The sequence below is a fragment of the Bacillus sp. M5A3_1b genome (assembly GCF_053345335.1).
The window spans coordinates 120,817-138,867 of record NZ_JBKEZY010000011.1 but is presented as its reverse complement, the minus strand read 5'-3'; the positions used below and the strand labels follow the sequence as shown (position 1 = coordinate 138,867).

The 18,051-nt window shown below is 35.3% G+C and carries 15 protein-coding genes and 1 pseudogene; 1 reads left to right on the top strand and 15 read right to left on the bottom strand.

Annotated features, from left to right (window positions below):
• Positions 1–39 precede the first annotated feature (39 nt).
• Positions 40–564: a dihydrofolate reductase family protein gene (locus ACLBWW_RS24315; RefSeq protein WP_098222287.1), complete on the bottom strand. Its 525-nt coding sequence runs from the start codon at positions 562–564 to the stop codon at positions 40–42.
• A gap of 108 nt (positions 565–672) precedes the next feature.
• On the opposite strand from ACLBWW_RS24315, the gene ACLBWW_RS24310 reads away from it, so the two are divergent.
• On the top strand, positions 673–1,626 hold the full coding sequence (locus tag ACLBWW_RS24310; protein WP_107135012.1) for a helix-turn-helix transcriptional regulator: 954 nt from the start codon (positions 673–675) through the stop codon (positions 1,624–1,626).
• Between the two features lie 28 nt (positions 1,627–1,654).
• Here the strand turns inward: ACLBWW_RS24310 and ACLBWW_RS24305 are convergent, their stop codons facing one another.
• The 14 genes and pseudogenes from ACLBWW_RS24305 to ACLBWW_RS24240 form a co-directional block, all read right to left on the bottom strand.
• Positions 1,655–3,091, bottom strand: a complete 1,437-nt coding sequence (locus ACLBWW_RS24305; RefSeq protein ID WP_107135011.1) for a DUF4367 domain-containing protein — start codon at positions 3,089–3,091, stop codon at positions 1,655–1,657.
• Positions 3,057–3,614 (bottom strand): RNA polymerase sigma factor, encoded by a 558-nt coding sequence (locus tag ACLBWW_RS24300; protein WP_048541728.1) that lies wholly within the window; start codon positions 3,612–3,614, stop codon positions 3,057–3,059. Before ACLBWW_RS24300 ends, ACLBWW_RS24305 begins: the two co-directional genes overlap by 35 nt.
• Before the next feature lie 179 nt (positions 3,615–3,793).
• Complete coding sequence (locus ACLBWW_RS24295) at positions 3,794–4,228, bottom strand: HIT family protein (protein ID WP_098132097.1); 435 nt, start codon at positions 4,226–4,228, stop codon at positions 3,794–3,796.
• Between the two features lie 62 nt (positions 4,229–4,290).
• Complete coding sequence (locus tag ACLBWW_RS24290; RefSeq protein ID WP_048541724.1) at positions 4,291–4,668, bottom strand: OsmC family protein; 378 nt, start codon at positions 4,666–4,668, stop codon at positions 4,291–4,293.
• Positions 4,652–6,070 (bottom strand): amino acid permease, encoded by a 1,419-nt coding sequence (locus ACLBWW_RS24285; RefSeq protein WP_098132096.1) that lies wholly within the window; start codon positions 6,068–6,070, stop codon positions 4,652–4,654. The genes ACLBWW_RS24290 and ACLBWW_RS24285 overlap by 17 nt, the downstream gene beginning before the upstream one ends.
• 204 nt (positions 6,071–6,274) lie before the next feature.
• The gene (locus ACLBWW_RS24280) at positions 6,275–6,919 is read right to left on the bottom strand and encodes an amino acid ABC transporter permease (protein WP_048541720.1); all 645 of its coding nucleotides are present in this window, start codon (positions 6,917–6,919) and stop codon (positions 6,275–6,277) included.
• The gene (locus ACLBWW_RS24275; RefSeq protein ID WP_048541718.1) at positions 6,920–7,576 is read right to left on the bottom strand and encodes an amino acid ABC transporter permease; all 657 of its coding nucleotides are present in this window, start codon (positions 7,574–7,576) and stop codon (positions 6,920–6,922) included. It abuts the gene before it with no gap.
• 100 nt (positions 7,577–7,676) lie between these two features.
• Positions 7,677–8,507, bottom strand: a complete 831-nt coding sequence (gene glnH, locus ACLBWW_RS24270; protein WP_000916483.1) for a glutamine ABC transporter substrate-binding protein GlnH — start codon at positions 8,505–8,507, stop codon at positions 7,677–7,679.
• A 12-nt stretch (positions 8,508–8,519) separates the two neighbouring features.
• A pseudogene (locus ACLBWW_RS24265) lies at positions 8,520–9,444 on the bottom strand (amino acid ABC transporter ATP-binding protein).
• Complete coding sequence (locus ACLBWW_RS24260; protein ID WP_048541712.1) at positions 9,389–10,849, bottom strand: alanine/glycine:cation symporter family protein; 1,461 nt, start codon at positions 10,847–10,849, stop codon at positions 9,389–9,391. The pseudogene ACLBWW_RS24265 and the gene ACLBWW_RS24260 overlap by 56 nt, the downstream one beginning before the upstream one ends.
• Positions 10,850–11,008: 159 nt before the next feature.
• Positions 11,009–11,980 carry a phosphotransferase enzyme family protein gene (locus ACLBWW_RS24255; RefSeq protein ID WP_098124193.1) on the bottom strand — a complete coding sequence of 324 codons (972 nt, stop codon included), beginning with the start codon at positions 11,978–11,980 and terminating at the stop codon, positions 11,009–11,011.
• Between the two features lie 23 nt (positions 11,981–12,003).
• The gene (locus ACLBWW_RS24250; protein ID WP_048541828.1) at positions 12,004–12,690 is read right to left on the bottom strand and encodes a CPBP family intramembrane glutamic endopeptidase; all 687 of its coding nucleotides are present in this window, start codon (positions 12,688–12,690) and stop codon (positions 12,004–12,006) included.
• A gap of 202 nt (positions 12,691–12,892) precedes the next feature.
• Positions 12,893–13,492, bottom strand: coding sequence for a TasA family protein (locus ACLBWW_RS24245; RefSeq protein ID WP_000023371.1), 600 nt, complete (start codon positions 13,490–13,492; stop codon positions 12,893–12,895).
• A 258-nt stretch (positions 13,493–13,750) separates the two neighbouring features.
• Positions 13,751–17,992 (bottom strand): S8 family serine peptidase, encoded by a 4,242-nt coding sequence (locus tag ACLBWW_RS24240; RefSeq protein WP_098132094.1) that lies wholly within the window; start codon positions 17,990–17,992, stop codon positions 13,751–13,753.
• Positions 17,993–18,051 lie beyond the last annotated feature (59 nt).

Genomic DNA, 18,051 nt, shown 5'->3' with positions numbered 1-18,051 from the left:
CAACTAATAATCAGTGGGGATTAAGAAAACCCCCACTGATTAAAGTTTCACTTTATAATATAAATTTACAAATTGTCCAAAACGTTTCGTATTCGTTAAAGTTAAATTAATTTCTGGATTCTTGTCTTGAAATAAAGGAACTCCAGAACCTAATATATGCGGTGTAATCGTAACGATATATTCATCAATTAGATTATTCTTAAAGAACTCTTTCAGTAAACTCCCTCCACCGACCATCCATATTTTAGATCCTTCTTGTGCTTTTAACCTTTTAGTAAACTCCACTATATCTTCATTTACAAACTCCACGTTTCCGTCTGAACCTTTTTCTGAACGAGAAAAAACATAACATGCTTTATCTAAGTACGGGAATGTGTCTGTATGCTCTACTACATAGTCGTACGTTTTCTTTCCCATAATTATTGTATCAATCGTTTCATACATTTCCGTATAACCGTTATCTCCCTCTCCTTCGGTTTCCATTAACCACTCTAAATCATCATTTTCTTTCGCAATATATCCATCCAAACTAGCGGCTATAAATAAAACAATTTCACGTGACATCTCTTTTCCTCCTTACAACGTATATTGATAAAATGACCTTATACACACTATACTAACCTTAAAACATGACAATTCATGTCATGTTAAAAAAAGAAACGAGTGAGATAGTTGTCAAAAGCAAAACGTTTACTAGACATTCTTATATTCGCTTCTGCGAAAAGAACATTTACAGCTCAAGAAATAGCTGATGAATTTAACATTTCTGTTCGTACTGTCCATAGATATATTTTAGATTTAAGTGATATGGGATTACCCCTTTACGCAGAACAAGGTCGTAACGGAGGATATAAAGTATTAACGAATAGAGTCATTCCGCCTATTTTATTTACGGAAGAAGAAGCAGTATCCATCTTTTTTGCTTTTCAATCTTTAAGTTACTATCGAGACTTACCTTTTAACACAGAAATTAATTCTGTTACACATAAACTGTATAGCTCTCTACAGCATGATGCGAAAGCGAAAGTTGATAAAATACGTTCTTATATCGCGTTTTGGAATCCGAAGAGAACAATTAATACACCTCTTTTAAACGAAGTGTTAACCGCGGCTATTGAAAATAAAAATTTACACTTTCAATACGAATCTAAATTGGGGATAAAAACAAAACATGTTCATCCTATCGGTGTATATGCTCATGACGGGCTATGGTACTTACCATCCTATGACTTCAGTAGAAAAAAAGTATTACTGTATCGCGTTGATCGTATTCTTTCTATATTATCAACAGAAAAAACTGAAGATACATTCATGAATTTAGAAGAGTGGTTTGCCTCTAACTCTAACGTAATACATAGTCCTACTCAGTTACATGTTTTACTGACGACAGAAGGTGTACGCCAATGTAAAAGCGTTCCTTACCTTGAAGAATTCGTTGTAGTAAACGAAGACGGGACAGGATATATACATTCAACAATTGATAAAGGTGAGATTAACTTTATTACCCCTTTATTTTATAGACTTGGAAAAGATGCGAAAGTGTTAGAACCGAAAGAATTGATAGATGGTTTACGTATACGTGCAAAAGAAATTTTACATATGTATGAAGACGAAAAAAGCTGCTAAATATAAGCAGCTTTTTGTGTATTTGTTCCTATTGTTTTGACTGTTGACGAATATCCATCCACCAACGATATGACGCATTCATATTTTCAGTACTTCCATTCCCTCTGTAATGGAAAGCATCCAGGAAGATTGAATCTAGTTTATCTTCATCTACAAAATAACCTAATTTAACATTTACCGTTTGTCCTGGTTGGATACTGCCAATATTGTAAAAACTTTTTCCATCTCCGTGAGGTTCTAAATAATCAACTTCACCCGTCATAATACGCGTTGCGTCCATTCCCTCTTCTTTAGCGTAGTTCCATGCATTCCCTTCAAATTTAAGCTGTTTTATGGATGGATGCATATAGATTTCTTCCGTTGCCTGTTTACCAATGTTTTTCACTGTTGTTGTTAAGTAGACAAATTTAACATTAACTAATTTCGAATCTACTAATGTATCAATTGAATCTTTACCATTCCCTAATTTATATACATCCCGTCTGTACGATAGCAGTTTTCCCGTCTGATCTAAAGCCTTCTTCTTGCTTAATATCTCTAGGCCAAGTTCATTAAAGTTCTCTTGTTTAAAATCTTTAATCGAATCAAAAACTTCAACCTTTTCTATCACATATTCAATTTTGCTGTTATCCATAGATATCGTTACTGGAACCTTTTGCCCTATATGAAATAGTCGTTTACTATCTTTTTTCAAAGGAATCACTTTAGTTTTTTTCGGTTCATCTGCTTGGCTAAAATACTTTTTATCATAATCTGTTATATCTGATGCCTTTTCTTTTGACGTAGGCTCAAGTGAAATACTCCCTAACACATCCATCATTTGTTCTTCATTTACATCGGATCCAATATAACTTTCTAACATAATCCCTTCTTTCTCAAAAAAGAGAAAGACCTCTCTGTTAAACGCTAAATTGTGGTTTCCATTTTCTTTATTGACAATCACTGCTTTCTTGCCATTTATCTCTTTCTCTTCGTAGCTTTTTGAGTACAGCGTTTTAAAGTTCGAATCTTTTCCTACTCTCCAAAGAATGAATGAAAATCCACCCTTTGCGTAGTTATCTTTAAAGGAATATTTCATAGCAGTTTCATCGATTGCTTCCATATTTTCTGGTAATTTACCCAGTTTCAACTTATACCACTTATCAGCCTTTTTCGAGTCCTTATTTGTTACCGAAACATTTACTTCATAATTTTGTTTTTGAACAATCATATTATAGACTTTCACTGCACCAAAAACGGTTGTCGGCATACCAATCAATAAGCAAGCAGCAGCGATTAACATACGATGTTTTTTACGCTTTTTCTGCGGTTGTCCATCTTTCAACTTCATTTCCTCCATAAACAATTTCTTTTTGCGCGTATATGTATGTGAAAATTCATGTTGTTCTTCGAGTTTATCAAAATCATCTAAAGCAATTTTTTCAGCAAGTTCATATATTTCTTTGGAGTTCTTTGAATTCGTCATGTTGTATACCTCCTATCATATTTTGGACTCGTTTTCGAGCGCGTTCAAACTGCTTGCGGGCATTACCCTCGGTTATTCCCATAACACTTGAAATCTCTTGATACGTTAAGTTATAGAAGACTTTATACTTAAACACCTGTCTGTTAGATTCACTTAATTCTGTTAGCAATGTATCAATTTGAACCTCAGACATTTTACGTTTTTCCCACTCTTCAATATTTTCGTCTACTGCTTCGATTGATTCTCTTTCATATTCTTCTAAAAATGTTTCATGTCGTTTATTTTTCCTGTAACTATCAATCGCCTTGTTTTTCGCGATCCTCAAAATGTAGCGTTTAAGCTCTTGAGTAGCCAAGCTATGGAGCTTTTCCAAGTTTTTATAAAGAGTAATAAACGTCTCTTGAACCGCATCTTCAGCCTGCTGAATATTATTTAAAATAGAATACGCTACATAATAAATTTTTTGTTCGTACAACTCGTATAGCTCTTCCATCTTTTCATAATCGTTGTTTGTGACTTTCATATAATTCCTCCTCTCACTCTATATAACGAATGGGCGATATACTTTGTGACACTACAAAATCCCTTTATATATAAAATTTAATAATAGAATAAACAAAAGCCCAATTTCTCTATTTTAACTGAGAAATTGGGCTTTTGTTTATTAGAATTTCCCTGATTGTTCCCTTAAGAAAACCCCTCTTACGCCTTTTCAGTAAACAGCATTTGCTCTATCGCTTCTTGTAACAAATACTTTGTCTCTTCCAAGTTATAATTCTTCTTTTCTCCTAATTCTACCGTATAAAACTCGGCAAACGAGCGCTCTTTATATCTCGGTACGACATGCATATGATAATGCGTTAACTCATTAAAGATTCCACCATTTTGACAAATTGTAACGCTATCTGGTTTATATAATAGCTTAATCGCTTTTGCAATCAGTTTAGAAGCATCCATAATGGATTTTGCTACAATATCATCTAATTCGTCCACTTCTACAACATGCTGCTTTGGCACAATTAAAGTATGACCTGGATAAAAAGGTTCATGATCTAAAAAACATGTTACATAGTCATCTTCATATATTCTATATATAATTTCTTCTTCGTTGGCTAATTTACATCCTAAACATTCCATTACACTTTCTCCTCTCTCTAAAACATAAAAACGTGAGAGCCGTATTCTCACGTTTTTATGTTTCACTTTATTAGTTCAATTGTTTCCGTAACTTTTATACTATCTTTTACCGATTGAACAATCGTACAATTTTTCACTGCAAGTTGCAGCGCCTTGTCCAACTGCTCTTCTGTAATGTTTTGGGCTTTAATTTTATAGTGCAAATGAACACTTTCAACTGGTTTGGATAAAGCTTCACTTCTACCAATTTCAGTTTCAATTGTAAACGTATCGTATGTAATACGTTTCTTTTCTAAAATTGTTTGAAAGACAATTGCACTACATCCTGCGATAGAAGAAACGAGTAATTGTAACGGTGAATACCCATTTTCTTTTCCAATCGCTAATGGACCATACGATAAATCTGCCTCTATACCATCATGCTTAATTTTTATTTTCATACTTCGCTTCCATCTCCACTTTCATCGGCTTCTTCCGTTTCTTATTCATATAATAATATATATAGCAGAAAATGATAAATGGAATACCACAGTATAACGCCATTCTTTGTTCTGGAATAAACGCTAAACTAATAACAACGATGCTATTTGTAATTAAAGCTAAAATAGGAACAATTGGATATAACGGCGTTCTATACTTTAAGTCCTCTAACTTTCCTCCGCCTTTTATATACTGACTTCTAAAGCGAAGTTGCGATAAAGCAATAATGATCCAACTTGAAACAGCTGATAAACCAGCTATAGATAATAAGTACATGTATACTGTATCTTCTGCAAGGAAGCTTGTGAATAAAGATAGCCCTGCTACCGCAATTGTTACGACTAGCGCTGTAATTGGAATACCTCGTTTATTTACTTTCTTGAAAGATGTTGGTGCCATTCCTTCATTTGCAAGTGACCATAATATACGAGTTGCCGCATATAATCCTGAATTCGCTACAGATAGTAACGCTGTAATAATAACGAAGTTCATAATATCAGCTGCGTATGGAATACCGATTTTATCAAATACGACTACGAATGGACTTTCAATTACCCCTGCTTCTTTCCAAGAAATTAATCCTACTAAAATCGTCATTGTTAAAATGAAGAATAACATAATGCGCCATACTGTATTACGAATTGCACGTGGAATTGTTTTTTCTGGATTTTCACTTTCTCCCGCTGCAATCCCGATTAACTCTGTTCCTTGGAATGAGAAGTTAACCGTAATCATTGTAAGTAATACGGCAGCTAGTCCATTCGGGAATAATCCACCATCGCTTACAAAGTTAGAGAAAAGAGGTGCTGCTTCTTTTCCGTCATATGATATAAACCCTAATAATGCACCACCACCAAGAACAACAAACGCAAGAATTGTCACTACTTTAATACTAGAGAACCAAAATTCTAATTCAGCATAACTTTTCGCCGAAATTGCGTTTGACGCATATAGAATAACGCCGAATACGAGACACCATACCCAAACATCAACATTCGGAAACCATCTTTTCATCATTAAACCGATTGACGTTAATTCTAGTCCTACTGTCACTGCCCAGCCAAGCCAATATAGCCAGCCAATCATAAAGCCCGTTCCTGGCCCAATAAACTTCGTCGCATACTTTTGGAAAGAACCTGAAACCGGCATTGCTACCGTTAACTCTCCAAGACAAAGCATTGTTAAATACATAATAAATCCGCCCACTAAATATGAAAGGATGGCTCCCCCTGGTCCAGCCTGATTAATGGTATAACCTGAACCTAAGAAAAAACCAGTCCCGATTACACCACCTAGTGCGATCATAAATAAATGTCTACTCTTCATCGTACGATGTAATTTCTCATTCGTTGATTGCTGCATCTAAATCCTCCCCCTACCGATACCCCTATATCTTGTTAAAATTTTCTGATAATAAAAATATACACGAAAGCGATTACAATTTCTATATAAAATTAAAACTTTTCTGATAAAACAATATAAAAAATCGAATTATCGCGGGATTTAGATTATAATTAAAGGAAAATAAGGAGAAACAAGGAAAAACCTTTACATATATTGTAAAGGTTAACGGATTTCTAATCTTCTCGATAAAATTGATAAACTATAATTTATGATAAAGTACATACAAGCTACTACTATAAACGTTGGAATCATATAATTCACATTCTGTCCGCTAATAATTTGAGCATTATGCATAAGCTCTGGCAGTGATATAACAACTGCTAATGATGTATCTTTCAGCAATGAAATAAACTGACTAACAAGCGGCGGGACCATTCTTCTTAATGCTTGTGGTAAAATAATGTGCCAAAGCGCTTGAACATACGTTAATCCTGAAGATCTTGCAGCCTCAATCTGTCCTTTTTCAATAGATAATAAACCACTTCGAACAATTTCAGATATCATTGCTGCTTCAAATATTGTTAAAGCAACAATTGTAGCTGTTATAATTTCTAATTTCAAGCCTGCTTCTGGAAGTGCAAAATACGTGAAAAATATAATTAAAAGTAGTGGTAAATTTCGAATTACTTCAACGATAATTCCTAATACTTGTGAGACGATAGGTATTTTCATATACCGCAATATCCCTATTACACTACCAATAATAAAGCTAAGTACAATCGCTACGAGCGCTACCTCTAGCGTTATAAGTAATCCTTTTAATAAAAACAGAATATGATCTCCTGTAATTGCTCCCTTAAAATCCATTTACACCGCCTCCTTTGCTAAGCGTTTTTCTAAATAACGCACTAGCATACTGAGCGGAATTGTTAATATTAAATAAAACATCCCGACAAATATATAGACGTCGAACGTAACCAATGTCTTCGTTGAAATTAAGTCTCCTTGATACATTAAATCCGTACCAGCGATAATTCCGAGTATGGAAGAGTTTTTTACTAAATTGAGAAATTGATTTCCTAGAGGAGGAATTACGATTTTCATCGCTTGGGGTAAAACGATATGGTACATTGCTTGCGTATAAGTCAATCCTGAGGAACGTGCTGCTTCCATTTGGCCTTTTGCCACTGATAAAATACCAGCGCGAATAACTTCCGCAATAAACGCTGCCGTATATACGGTAAGCGTAACTGTTCCTGCTACAAAACCATTTAAAGTAATTCCTATTACAGGTAAAGCAAAATAGAATATAAATGCAATTAATACAAGTGGAATATTTCTTACAAACTCCACAAAAGCTGATCCTATCCAATTTAAAATACGAATAGGTGCAATACGCATTACAGCCAAAATTACTCCTAAAATAAAGCTTCCTATTAATGCAATTACACTAGACATAACTGTATACTTAAAGCCTTCTAAATACATATCAATGTTATTCGTTAATATAGAAAAATCAGGCACATATTCTCCCCTCTTTCTTTACAAGAAGAGGATGAGCATCCCTCATCCTCTCACTTTTACTATTCACTAGAAATAAAGCCCCACTAATTAAAGTTTCACTTTACTTCTCTTGTTTTTGTCCAATCCATTTTTCATACAATTTATCGTATTCCCCATTCGCTTTCATATCTTTTAGTAAGCTATTAATCTCTTTCGTCAAATCATCTGCACCTTTTTGCACTGCAATTCCGTACGGTTCATCCGTAAAAATTTTCCCTACAACTTCATAATTTGAATCTTGTTTTGCCATGCCGTAAAGAATTGCATTATCTGTCGTTAAAACATCGCCTTTCCCCGCTTTTAACGCCGTAAATGCCTCACTGTAATTTTCAAATTCTAATACAGTCGCTTCTGGTGACTTTTGACGAATATTATTTGTAGACGTTGAACCTTTTACAGCTAACACTTTCACACCCTTTTTCACATCATCAATACTTTTAATATCGCTCCCTTTTTTCACAAGTAACGATTGCCCCGCTTTAAAATATACATCTGAAAAATCCACTTCTTTTTTACGTTCTTCTGTAATTGTCATTGTTGCGATAATTGCATCAATATCACCGTTTTTCAATAGTGGAATACGCGTTTTAGATGTTACTTCTTTTAATTCTAGTTTCTTTTCATCTCCGAGAATTTTTTTCGCAAGTGCTTTCGCGACATCAACATCAAATCCTTCTACCTGCCCAGTGGAAGGATTTTTTAATCCAAATAAGTTCGTATCATTCTTCACCCCAACTACTAGTTTCCCGCGCTTTTTAATTTGCTCAACAGCCCCACCTTGCTTCGTATTCGTTTCTTTCGCCTCATCTTTTTTACTTCCGCATCCGGCAACGACAAGTACGAATAAACATGAGAATACGATTAAGGTAAACAGCTTTTTCATTTTAAGCATGAAATTCCTCCTTTAATGATTTAACACTCGGCTTAAAAATAGACGAGCTCTTTCCTGTTCAGGATTTGCAAAAAATTGTGTTGGTGTCGTATCTTCAATAATTTGACCATCATCCATAAATAAGATCCGATCTGCTACTTCTCGCGCAAATCCCATCTCATGCGTGACAACGACCATTGTCATTCCTTCTTTAGCTAGTGTTTTCATAACATCAAGTACTTCCCCAATCATCTCCGGATCAAGAGCAGACGTAGGCTCATCAAATAGCATAATTTCCGGCTGCATTGCCAATCCCCTAGCAATCGCTACCCTTTGCTGTTGTCCTCCGGATAATTGATGCGGGTATACACTAGCCTTCTCCGGAATTCCTACTTTCTCTAAATAAAACATCGCTGTTTGCTCAGCTTCCTCTTTTGAAACTTTATTTACTTTAATCGGTGCTAGTGTAATATTTTGAAGAACCGTTTTATGTGGATATAAATAAAAATGTTGAAAGACCATCCCAATATTCCGGCGTAATTCATTCATATCTGTTTTTGTATTGTGTACCTCCGTATTTTGTACAAGCAACTCTCCATCTGTAATTGTCTCTAGCTGATTTATACACCGAAGCAACGTGCTTTTTCCTGATCCTGAAGGACCAACAACTACTACCACTTCCCCTTTTTTCACTTGCACATTAATATCTTTTAAAACTTGAAAGTTGCCATAATATTTATTTACATTACGAAACTCTATCAACATACTCTCCCCCTCCTTCCCCTAACAAAGCATGTACATTCTTTTTATATTCAAAAACAGTCCCAAAAATAACTTCTCCCTTCATTTTTGCCCATAAAAAAAGCAAAGGGATTTCCCTTTGCTTCTCCATTTCTATTCGATTAAGATACTTCTTCTTTCTTATCTTTCCCGTATTCATGCTCCCAGAAATCAGCATTTTTAATTCCTAATGGCCCTGGATCGAATACCGGATCTTTTCCTTCTTTTTTCTGCTTTTCATAATCCTTTAATGCAACTAATGCAGGTTTTTGTAATAGTAAAATCGCAATGATATTTACCCATGCCATAATTCCTACACCGATATCACCTAAAGCCCAAGCTGTTGCTGCTGTTTTTATACAGCCGTAGAATACAGCTCCTAAAAATACAAACTTTAGTACCATAGACAACCAAGGGCGGTCTTTATCACGATTTAAGTACGCGATATTCGTTTCTGCAATGTAGTAATACGCCATAATTGTTGTAAATGCAAAGAATAGTAACGAAATTGCAACGAAACCGTTTCCAAATCCAGGGAAAACAGATTCTACCGCTGCCTGTGTATATCCCGGTCCTGGCTGAGCACCATTTAATTTATTTACGATAAAGTTTTTTCCGCTTGCATCAAATACGTTATACATGCCTGTAATAATCATCATAAATGCTGTTGCTGAACAAACAAATAATGTATCAATGTAAACGGAAAATGCTTGCACTAAACCTTGCTTAGCTGGATGTGATACTTCCGCAGCTGCTGCTGCATGTGGTCCAGTTCCTTGCCCTGCTTCATTGGAATAAATACCACGTTTTACTCCCCAAGAAATTGCTAAACCGATAATACCACCGAAAGCCGCCTCTAATGCAAAAGCACTTCTTATAATTAACATAAATGCTTCTGGCAACTTTTCAATATTCATAGCAACAATAACGCAAGCTACTAAAATATAACCAACTGCCATAAACGGTACGACAACTTGTGCCACGTTAACAATTCGCTTTACTCCACCGAAGATGATAAGAGCTAATATAACAACTAATAAAGCCCCTGATACGGTAGTGTTAATTCCAAAAGCTGTTTCTAAACTTACAGCAATACTATTTGCTTGCACACCTGGTAGTAAAAGCCCCGTTGCAAGAATTGTCGCTGCAACGAATACTAATGCATACCATTTCACACCTAAACCTTTTTCAATGTAATAAGCAGGTCCACCACGAAACTGCCCTTGATGTTTCGTCTTATATATTTGTGCTAATGTAGATTCTACATAAGCTGATCCTGCTCCTAAAAAGGCCACTGCCCACATCCAAAATACAGCTCCTGGTCCACCGAATGCAACCGCTGTTGCTACCCCAGCTATATTCCCTGTCCCAACGCGCCCTGATAACGAAAGTGCTAACGCTTGGAATGAAGAAACACCAGCCTCTGATTTTTCACCTTGAAATGTCAGCTTCACCATTTCGCCTACATGCCTTACTTGTAAAAACCTCGTTCGAATGGAAAAATATAAACCTACTCCTAAACATAAATAAACAAGTGCTGGACTCCAAACAATATTATTTAACCAATTTACGAAAGCTTCCAACATTCCCCCTCCTTCTTTATAAAGAATATTCAGAATATATATAAAATTATAAGTGTATACCGAATCTATAACAATATTATTTTAATAAAACAAACATATTTTTGTATAAAAAAACAAAGCATACATTTATTCTGTATACTTTGTTTTCACAAAAATGTATTATATATTCACAATTGCTTCTCTTTTTATAATTCTTTCATATAGCTCTTCTGCTAATTCTCGGAAGTTATCTGGCATATCTTTCTCCTTAAACTTCTTTTGAAGTGTACCGTATAAACCAACATCACGTAGACGTAAGAACAACGGTAACGATTCATACCAACTATCCGCTAGTCTGTGCTCATACTCATAGCCTTTTCGTAACACTTGTAGCTGTTTACGAGCAAAGTCTGTCTTCTCTTCCGCTGTCCACGGTGTAAATAGAACAGAGTAATAGAGAACCATTGCTAAATCATGTATAAAGTAATTATAAGCCGCATCATCAAAATCAAAGATTGTTAGCTCTTTACCATCATAATGAAAATTACCGGGATGGATATCACCGTGCATAAGGCCGAACGTTTCTCTTTCAATTGGAAGAGCCTTTATTTCATCCATTAATACCGCTGCAATCTTTTTCACTTGATCATCTTCTAATTCATTAACAATCCCACTTTCGTCTTCTTCCCACGTATCACGATATTCTGTTTTAGGATAGTTCATTGTTAGGCGATGCAGTTGGCCAATCGCTTTTCCCCATGCTTCAAAATAAGCATCTCCCCAATAAGGCGATTCTTTTCCTTTTACTTGTTCACCTTTTGCATATGTAAATAAAGAAGCGAAAAAGAAAGTTTCATCCTCTGCTCTGATCCCTTCTACAAGATTTTGAGACTTTGAATAAAGAGGTCCTGCTACCTTTGCCCCATGCTCCGCAACATATCGTAAAAAATCTAGTTCAGCTTCAACTTCTTTTTTAGAACGATGAGAAGAGTGTGTTAAACGTAATACGTAATCTTCACCACTATCACCCTTTGCCTTAAAAATATAATTTTCAAAATCTCCAAGTGGCTTTTCTTCCACTGTTACATGAAATGCCTTTGCTGCTCTTGCTAAAACCTCTTTTGTAAAAACACGTTCTACAGCTATTTCCATATGTATCCCTCCTATATATCTTCTTAATTCGACATAAATGTGAGAAGTACTGCTATGAAATTGAATAATGCGTGGGCAATCATAGCTGATAAAATAGAATTTGTTTTCTCATATAACCACGCAAATACTACTCCACTAAAAAAATTCACTGGTAATGTGTTATATGTTGGAATATGAACAACGGTAAATATTATGGAACTTATAAGTACTCCGCCCCATATACCATATTTATCACGAAAAAACGTATAAAAAACCCCTCGATACAAAATCTCTTCATAGATTGGTGATATAACTGCTGCTCCGATTACCGCGATACAGAATGAATATATTGATTTATCATTTTGGACCGTTTCCGTTTTACTATTTTCAAAAGAAATACCCATTTTCTCCATTATCATTAATACAGCAATACTAACTACAATTAAGAAAATAACCGCTCCAAATGTCCATAAGAAATCTTTCCATGAAAGCTTCCGAATTCCAATATCTCTCCATGAGAGCTTATATCTTTTTATACAAAAAAAATAAACTACAGTAGTAAATATCACTGCCATTATAAATCCCATTAATACTCCGGCATATAATGAGTTCCCTATTATTTTTAAAGCATAGTTATAAAAAAGAGATTCAACTGTTACTGGGACAATAATAAATACAAACACAAATAAATATAAAATTTCTTTCCATCCCCACATACTTTTCAAAATTATATACACCATCCCTCTACTCCTTGTTTCCTTAAGTATAAAAGATGACGTAACGTAACTTTCAAGCTTATTTTTTTTCAAATAATCCAAGCATAATTTTCTCTCAAAACACAAAAAAGGTTGATTCACTAAATCAACCCTTACACTATTAAAAATTTTATTTCTCAATTCTTCATCAATTTATTCTTATATATAACATTTATCTTTATCTCTCTTCACCTTTTGTCTGCATTGAATTGAAAGTCCAATTTAATTTTAATGAATCTCCTTGAAATACATTTTGCTCTTCATTGCTATCTACAAATGTGAACATTACATAGAAAGTATCATCATCACCAGGAGCAAGTCCATTTCCTTCTCGGTCTACAACACCTTTTTGTACAAGATCAGGAATACTTCCGTTTTGCGTAGCTACCTTTAATTCAGATAATGTAGTAGACCAAATTGGAACCTCATTTTTATCCAAATTCCATAAGAAATCGACACGGATATGATCACCAAAATCAGCACTTCCATTATCTCCTTTAGCATCGATTACACTATAATCTGTAAGAAGTTTCACGTCTCCTATCGCTAAAGTTCCTTTGTTAACTAATTGAAAACCGCGTTCCATTTCATCACCTGGTTTAATATTGTCGACATTAATAACAACTTCAGGATTAACACTCAAATCTAAAGTACCCGCTGCAAACGTGTTTTGTGATACTTCCTTATCACTAAAATACGCATATGTCCCCCCGCCAATTAAAGATAAACCAAGCCCTGCAGTTACAACACCCATACCAAGTTTTTTCTTAATACTCATTTCACAAGTCCCCCTATTTTTAAAGTTCAAACTCCAAACCTTATTTCCATCCCACAAACAATACTAATTAAACAAATAATATTCCCCATAACGAAACCTAACCAACGTTAAATTATTTACTTCATGTTTACAAATAACTATCACTTTAAGAATAACCGGTAATGTTACATCGAATCATTACCGGTCCATTGTTAGTAAATCCTATTTAATTCTATACTCATTGTTTTATCACTTAGTTTACTCTAGAATTGTGCCCACTTATTTTTTTGGCTCTAATCCAATGGAACGTAAGATTTTATCTAACGTCACTGGCCCTACATTTTCTTTCGGTTTCTGATTTTCTTTGGCATCTGGACCCTTTTTCAAGAAATTCTTCTCAATAAAACGAATATCTGTTTCATTTACAACACCATCTTGATTGACATCTCCATCTTTTACAGCCACTTTTCCTTTTTCATATGAAAGAGCTGCTATTCTAGCATCTTGAATATCTACCATTTTATCGCCGTTTACATCACCTGCAAGGCTGTCATCCATATCAGCTCTAAAGTTTTGTCCCACTAATTCTCCATCCTGCATTTTCCCTATTTTTGTAGTTAATTTACTATTTAAATGACCTGGCATTTCTACGAAAATATTATATTCTGTATCACTTACTGGAACACTATGAATTTCAAATTGCCCATTATCATCAACCGTTCCTGTATATTTCTTTCCATCCTTACCAACTGCATACACTTTTGCTCCTAGTTTTGTGTAGTCATTCTTACCTAAATACCCCTCTTCAGTTAAGAAAGCTTCTGGTCCAATATATCCTGTAACCATTGCATGTTTCGAAATAATAGAAAAGGATTTATCTTTAAACACAGGAATCTCAACGCCTTCTGATGCACCTGTTTTTGTATAAGAGAATTTATCTACTCCAAATGCTGTTAAATTATTAAAATACTCGTCACTCGTCATCTCGAATGTAACATCTACAAATGGTGCGTCTCCATCTAGACCTTTAAATTCTGTTCCTTCTAAAGATGCACCAACTTTCACCTTGTTTTCCCAGTTTCCTTCTTCATTTATCACTGGATCTTCTAATTTAATATTTAATCCATGTTGTTTTGCATATTCTGCAAGTGCTGGATTTGGTTTAACATCTACAAATTTAAACAACTGTTTACTATAAGGAATCTCAAATGTACCTGACATAAGTTGTTTCACATTATTAAGATTTAAAGTTAATGTAATTTTTTCTCCTAGTTTAACTTTATCCTTGTCATAGCTTGGGACAGCGTATTCCGTTCCCTCTTTAACAAAGACATAATCTTTAAATCCATTTACCATATTTGATGCAGTTGCAAGATCATATCCAAATAACCTTAAATTAAGCGGTTCATTGATTTCCTCTGGAAGTACACCAAATTTAAAATCACCATTGGCTTGAATTGTATTCAACCAACCTGACGGAAAAGCAGAGTTTTGGTAATATACAATTTCATTAGTTTTTTGGTCATACTGAAGGCCTTTTGCCTTTAATACATCTATCGTAGAATCATATATGTTACCATGTACCCATAATGCACGCTGACCATCTTCTTCTTTGAACATAGATTCATTTACCTCATGAACGCCAGGTTTTACATCGGTAAATTTCATTTCAGGTTTGATATTATCAATAATTACGCTATCTCCTTTTGTATAAGGTTTCCCTTCTTTGTCATATCCAATGAAATCAAGTTGGTAATCTCCATCAGGCAACGTAACTCGCTTGTCTCCAATTGGATGATTTGGATCTCCTGTAAACGGGAATACATAGCCACCCATACCATCGAACATGATATATTCAATATTTGGTGTTAGACTGCTAGCATTAATTGTCCCCACAATTCCTAATGCCTTTCCTGTTTTTCGATCCTTCACCACTGCATCGATAGTTTCAAGTGGACTGTTCAATTTAAATGTCAGCGGTGAACTCGGCCTTTCCATAAATGGATGGAAGTTAGATGTATCTGTTGCCATTGCATCTCTCAGCAAATCTACAGATTCAATTCCTTTTTCTGTGAATTTAACTGCAAATGGCACTTGATATACTTCTTTTTCATTTTTTTTATTTGAAATATGAATATATCCCTCATATCTACCAAATTCAGCGTTTTCTGGAATGATAATTTCAGGGCTAATTTCCCCTGATGTACTAGGAGCTACTTTAATAGAATCTTGTACGTTCAGCTTCACACCATTCTTCGCTGCATCTTGCACACCTACACTTGTTGGTGAAAACTCTACTTCTAATTTAAACTCTTTCTCGTCTGTTTTATTGCTATTCTTAATTAAGACTTTTCGACTATCTTTAATAGGTCCATTTCCCAATTGATTTTTATATCCGAATGCAATAGACCCTGTTTTTTCTTCAATTTCTACTTCTTCATCATTTACAACGTTTGATGTTTTATCGATAACCTCGATAGCTGTATCTGCATGAACTGCACGATACGCATCAATTCGGCCTGATCCCACCTCAAATACAGAGCGTGCCTCTTTTAAGTCAACTGCAGTATTCATAAGCGCTTCTTTTACTTCAAACGGACTGTAGTTTGGATTTTCTTGCAAAATGAGTGCTGCCACCCCCGCTGTATGAGGAGTTGCCATAGATGTACCTGACATACGTCCATACGCTACCGGATAATTTTCTCCATCCTTTGGATCATTAATATATTCAGGAACAGTAGAGAAAATAGACACACCTGGCGCTACAATATCCGGCTTAATATCATCTGTTTTACTTGCAGGACCGCGAGAGCTGAAATCGGCTAAGTGATCTCCCTCTGTTTTTGTGTTACTCAGTTCTCCAAATGTTAAAGAGACATCTCCTTGGACAGCTTTTGCTTGCAATTTCTCACCATCTGCCTTTGTTAAGCGGAACGATGGAATAGATGAAGTACTTTCTCCAAGATAACTTGTAATTTCACCATCTACATTGTTATATACAATTACCGCCTTTGCACCTGCTTCCTTAGCATTTTTAATTTTTTCATCAAATGTAATCTCACCGCGTTGGATAAGAGCTAACTTCCCTTTTACATCTTTCCCTGTAAAATCACCTGATTTCCCAAGTCCTGCATATATAAGCGATAAGGATTGACCTTTCAAATCTTCAATCTTATCAGTAAAGCTTTTTCCAAGTAGCATCATTTTATCCACATGTAAATCAGCTGCATCGGCGGAAAATGTCGGGATAGTCATCGCAGCGTCACTTGCTCCAACTGTAATTGGAAGTGCTGCTGCACTAGGTGATCCAAGGGTACCTTCTTCTGGACCACTATTACCTGCCGCTACTACTGTAACAACACCAGCTAACATCGCATTGTTTACTGCAATAGAAGTAGGATATAAAGGATCATTAATAGACGCACCTAATGATAAATTGATAACGTCCATATCGTCTTTCACTGCTTTATCAATCGCAGCAAGAATACCGCTTGTTTGTCCACTTCCATATGGACCTAATACACGATATGAATATAAATCTACATCCGGAGCGACTCCCGTAACTGCATAATCCACACTATTCTTTTTGTCTGCAGCAATTGTCCCAGCTACATGAGTACCATGGGATGTATAGTATGCACTTCCATCATAAATTTCAGGATATCCTCCAGAATTTTGCCAATCCTTATACGTTGTCTCCATTGGATCAGCATCATTATTAACAAAATCCCATCCTTTTATTGAGTTCGGATCTATTTTGCTTGGATCTTCACCTTGCTTTGCACGATACCCTTTATAAGCATCTTTTAAATCAGGGTGGTTATAATCAATACCTGTGTCCAGTACACCTACCTTAATTCCTTTTCCTGTTATTTTTTCATCATGCAGCTTGTCCACACCAATTTGTGGTACACTATCTGCCATTTTGGGTTCGGCAGCCGTCTTAGCTGTTTCTTTCGGTAAATCAATTTTGACCTCACGATCTTCCCATACACGCTTAACAATACCAGTGCGAACTAAATCTTCGATCGTATTCGCAGGTAACGACATTGCCACACCATTAAAAGCATTCTTATATTCTCTTGTTATTTTGGCAGTTTTAAAATCCGGCCCCTTATCTTTCTTTTTTTGAAGCTGTTCAAGCTCAGTTTTAAATCCTTTATGCGATGCTTCCACCTTTTGTTCTGCAGTTGAAAGAGCTATTTTTTTCCCTTTAGCTGCTTGTTTTAACATCTCGATTTTGCTAGGTGCTTGCTTAAATTCTACAATCACATTCACATTATCAGGACTTGCTGTATTAATGCCTGGTGAAATAACAAAACCAGGTTTTGTATCTAATGTTTTTAAAGCATTACGTTGTTCCTTTGTAAGTCCTTTCAATATAGAACTTGCATCATCAATTCCAGTTAAAGTAGATGTATTTACTTCTTCTGCCAATACGTTATATGGAATTCCTTGAGACATTAACATACCAACAGTTAGCGTTCCGATAAGTATTCTTCCGAATTTCCCCTTCTTCATAGCGCATCTCCTTATTATTAAAATTATTTTTTCTAAAATAAATCTTCTGAGCTCCTATG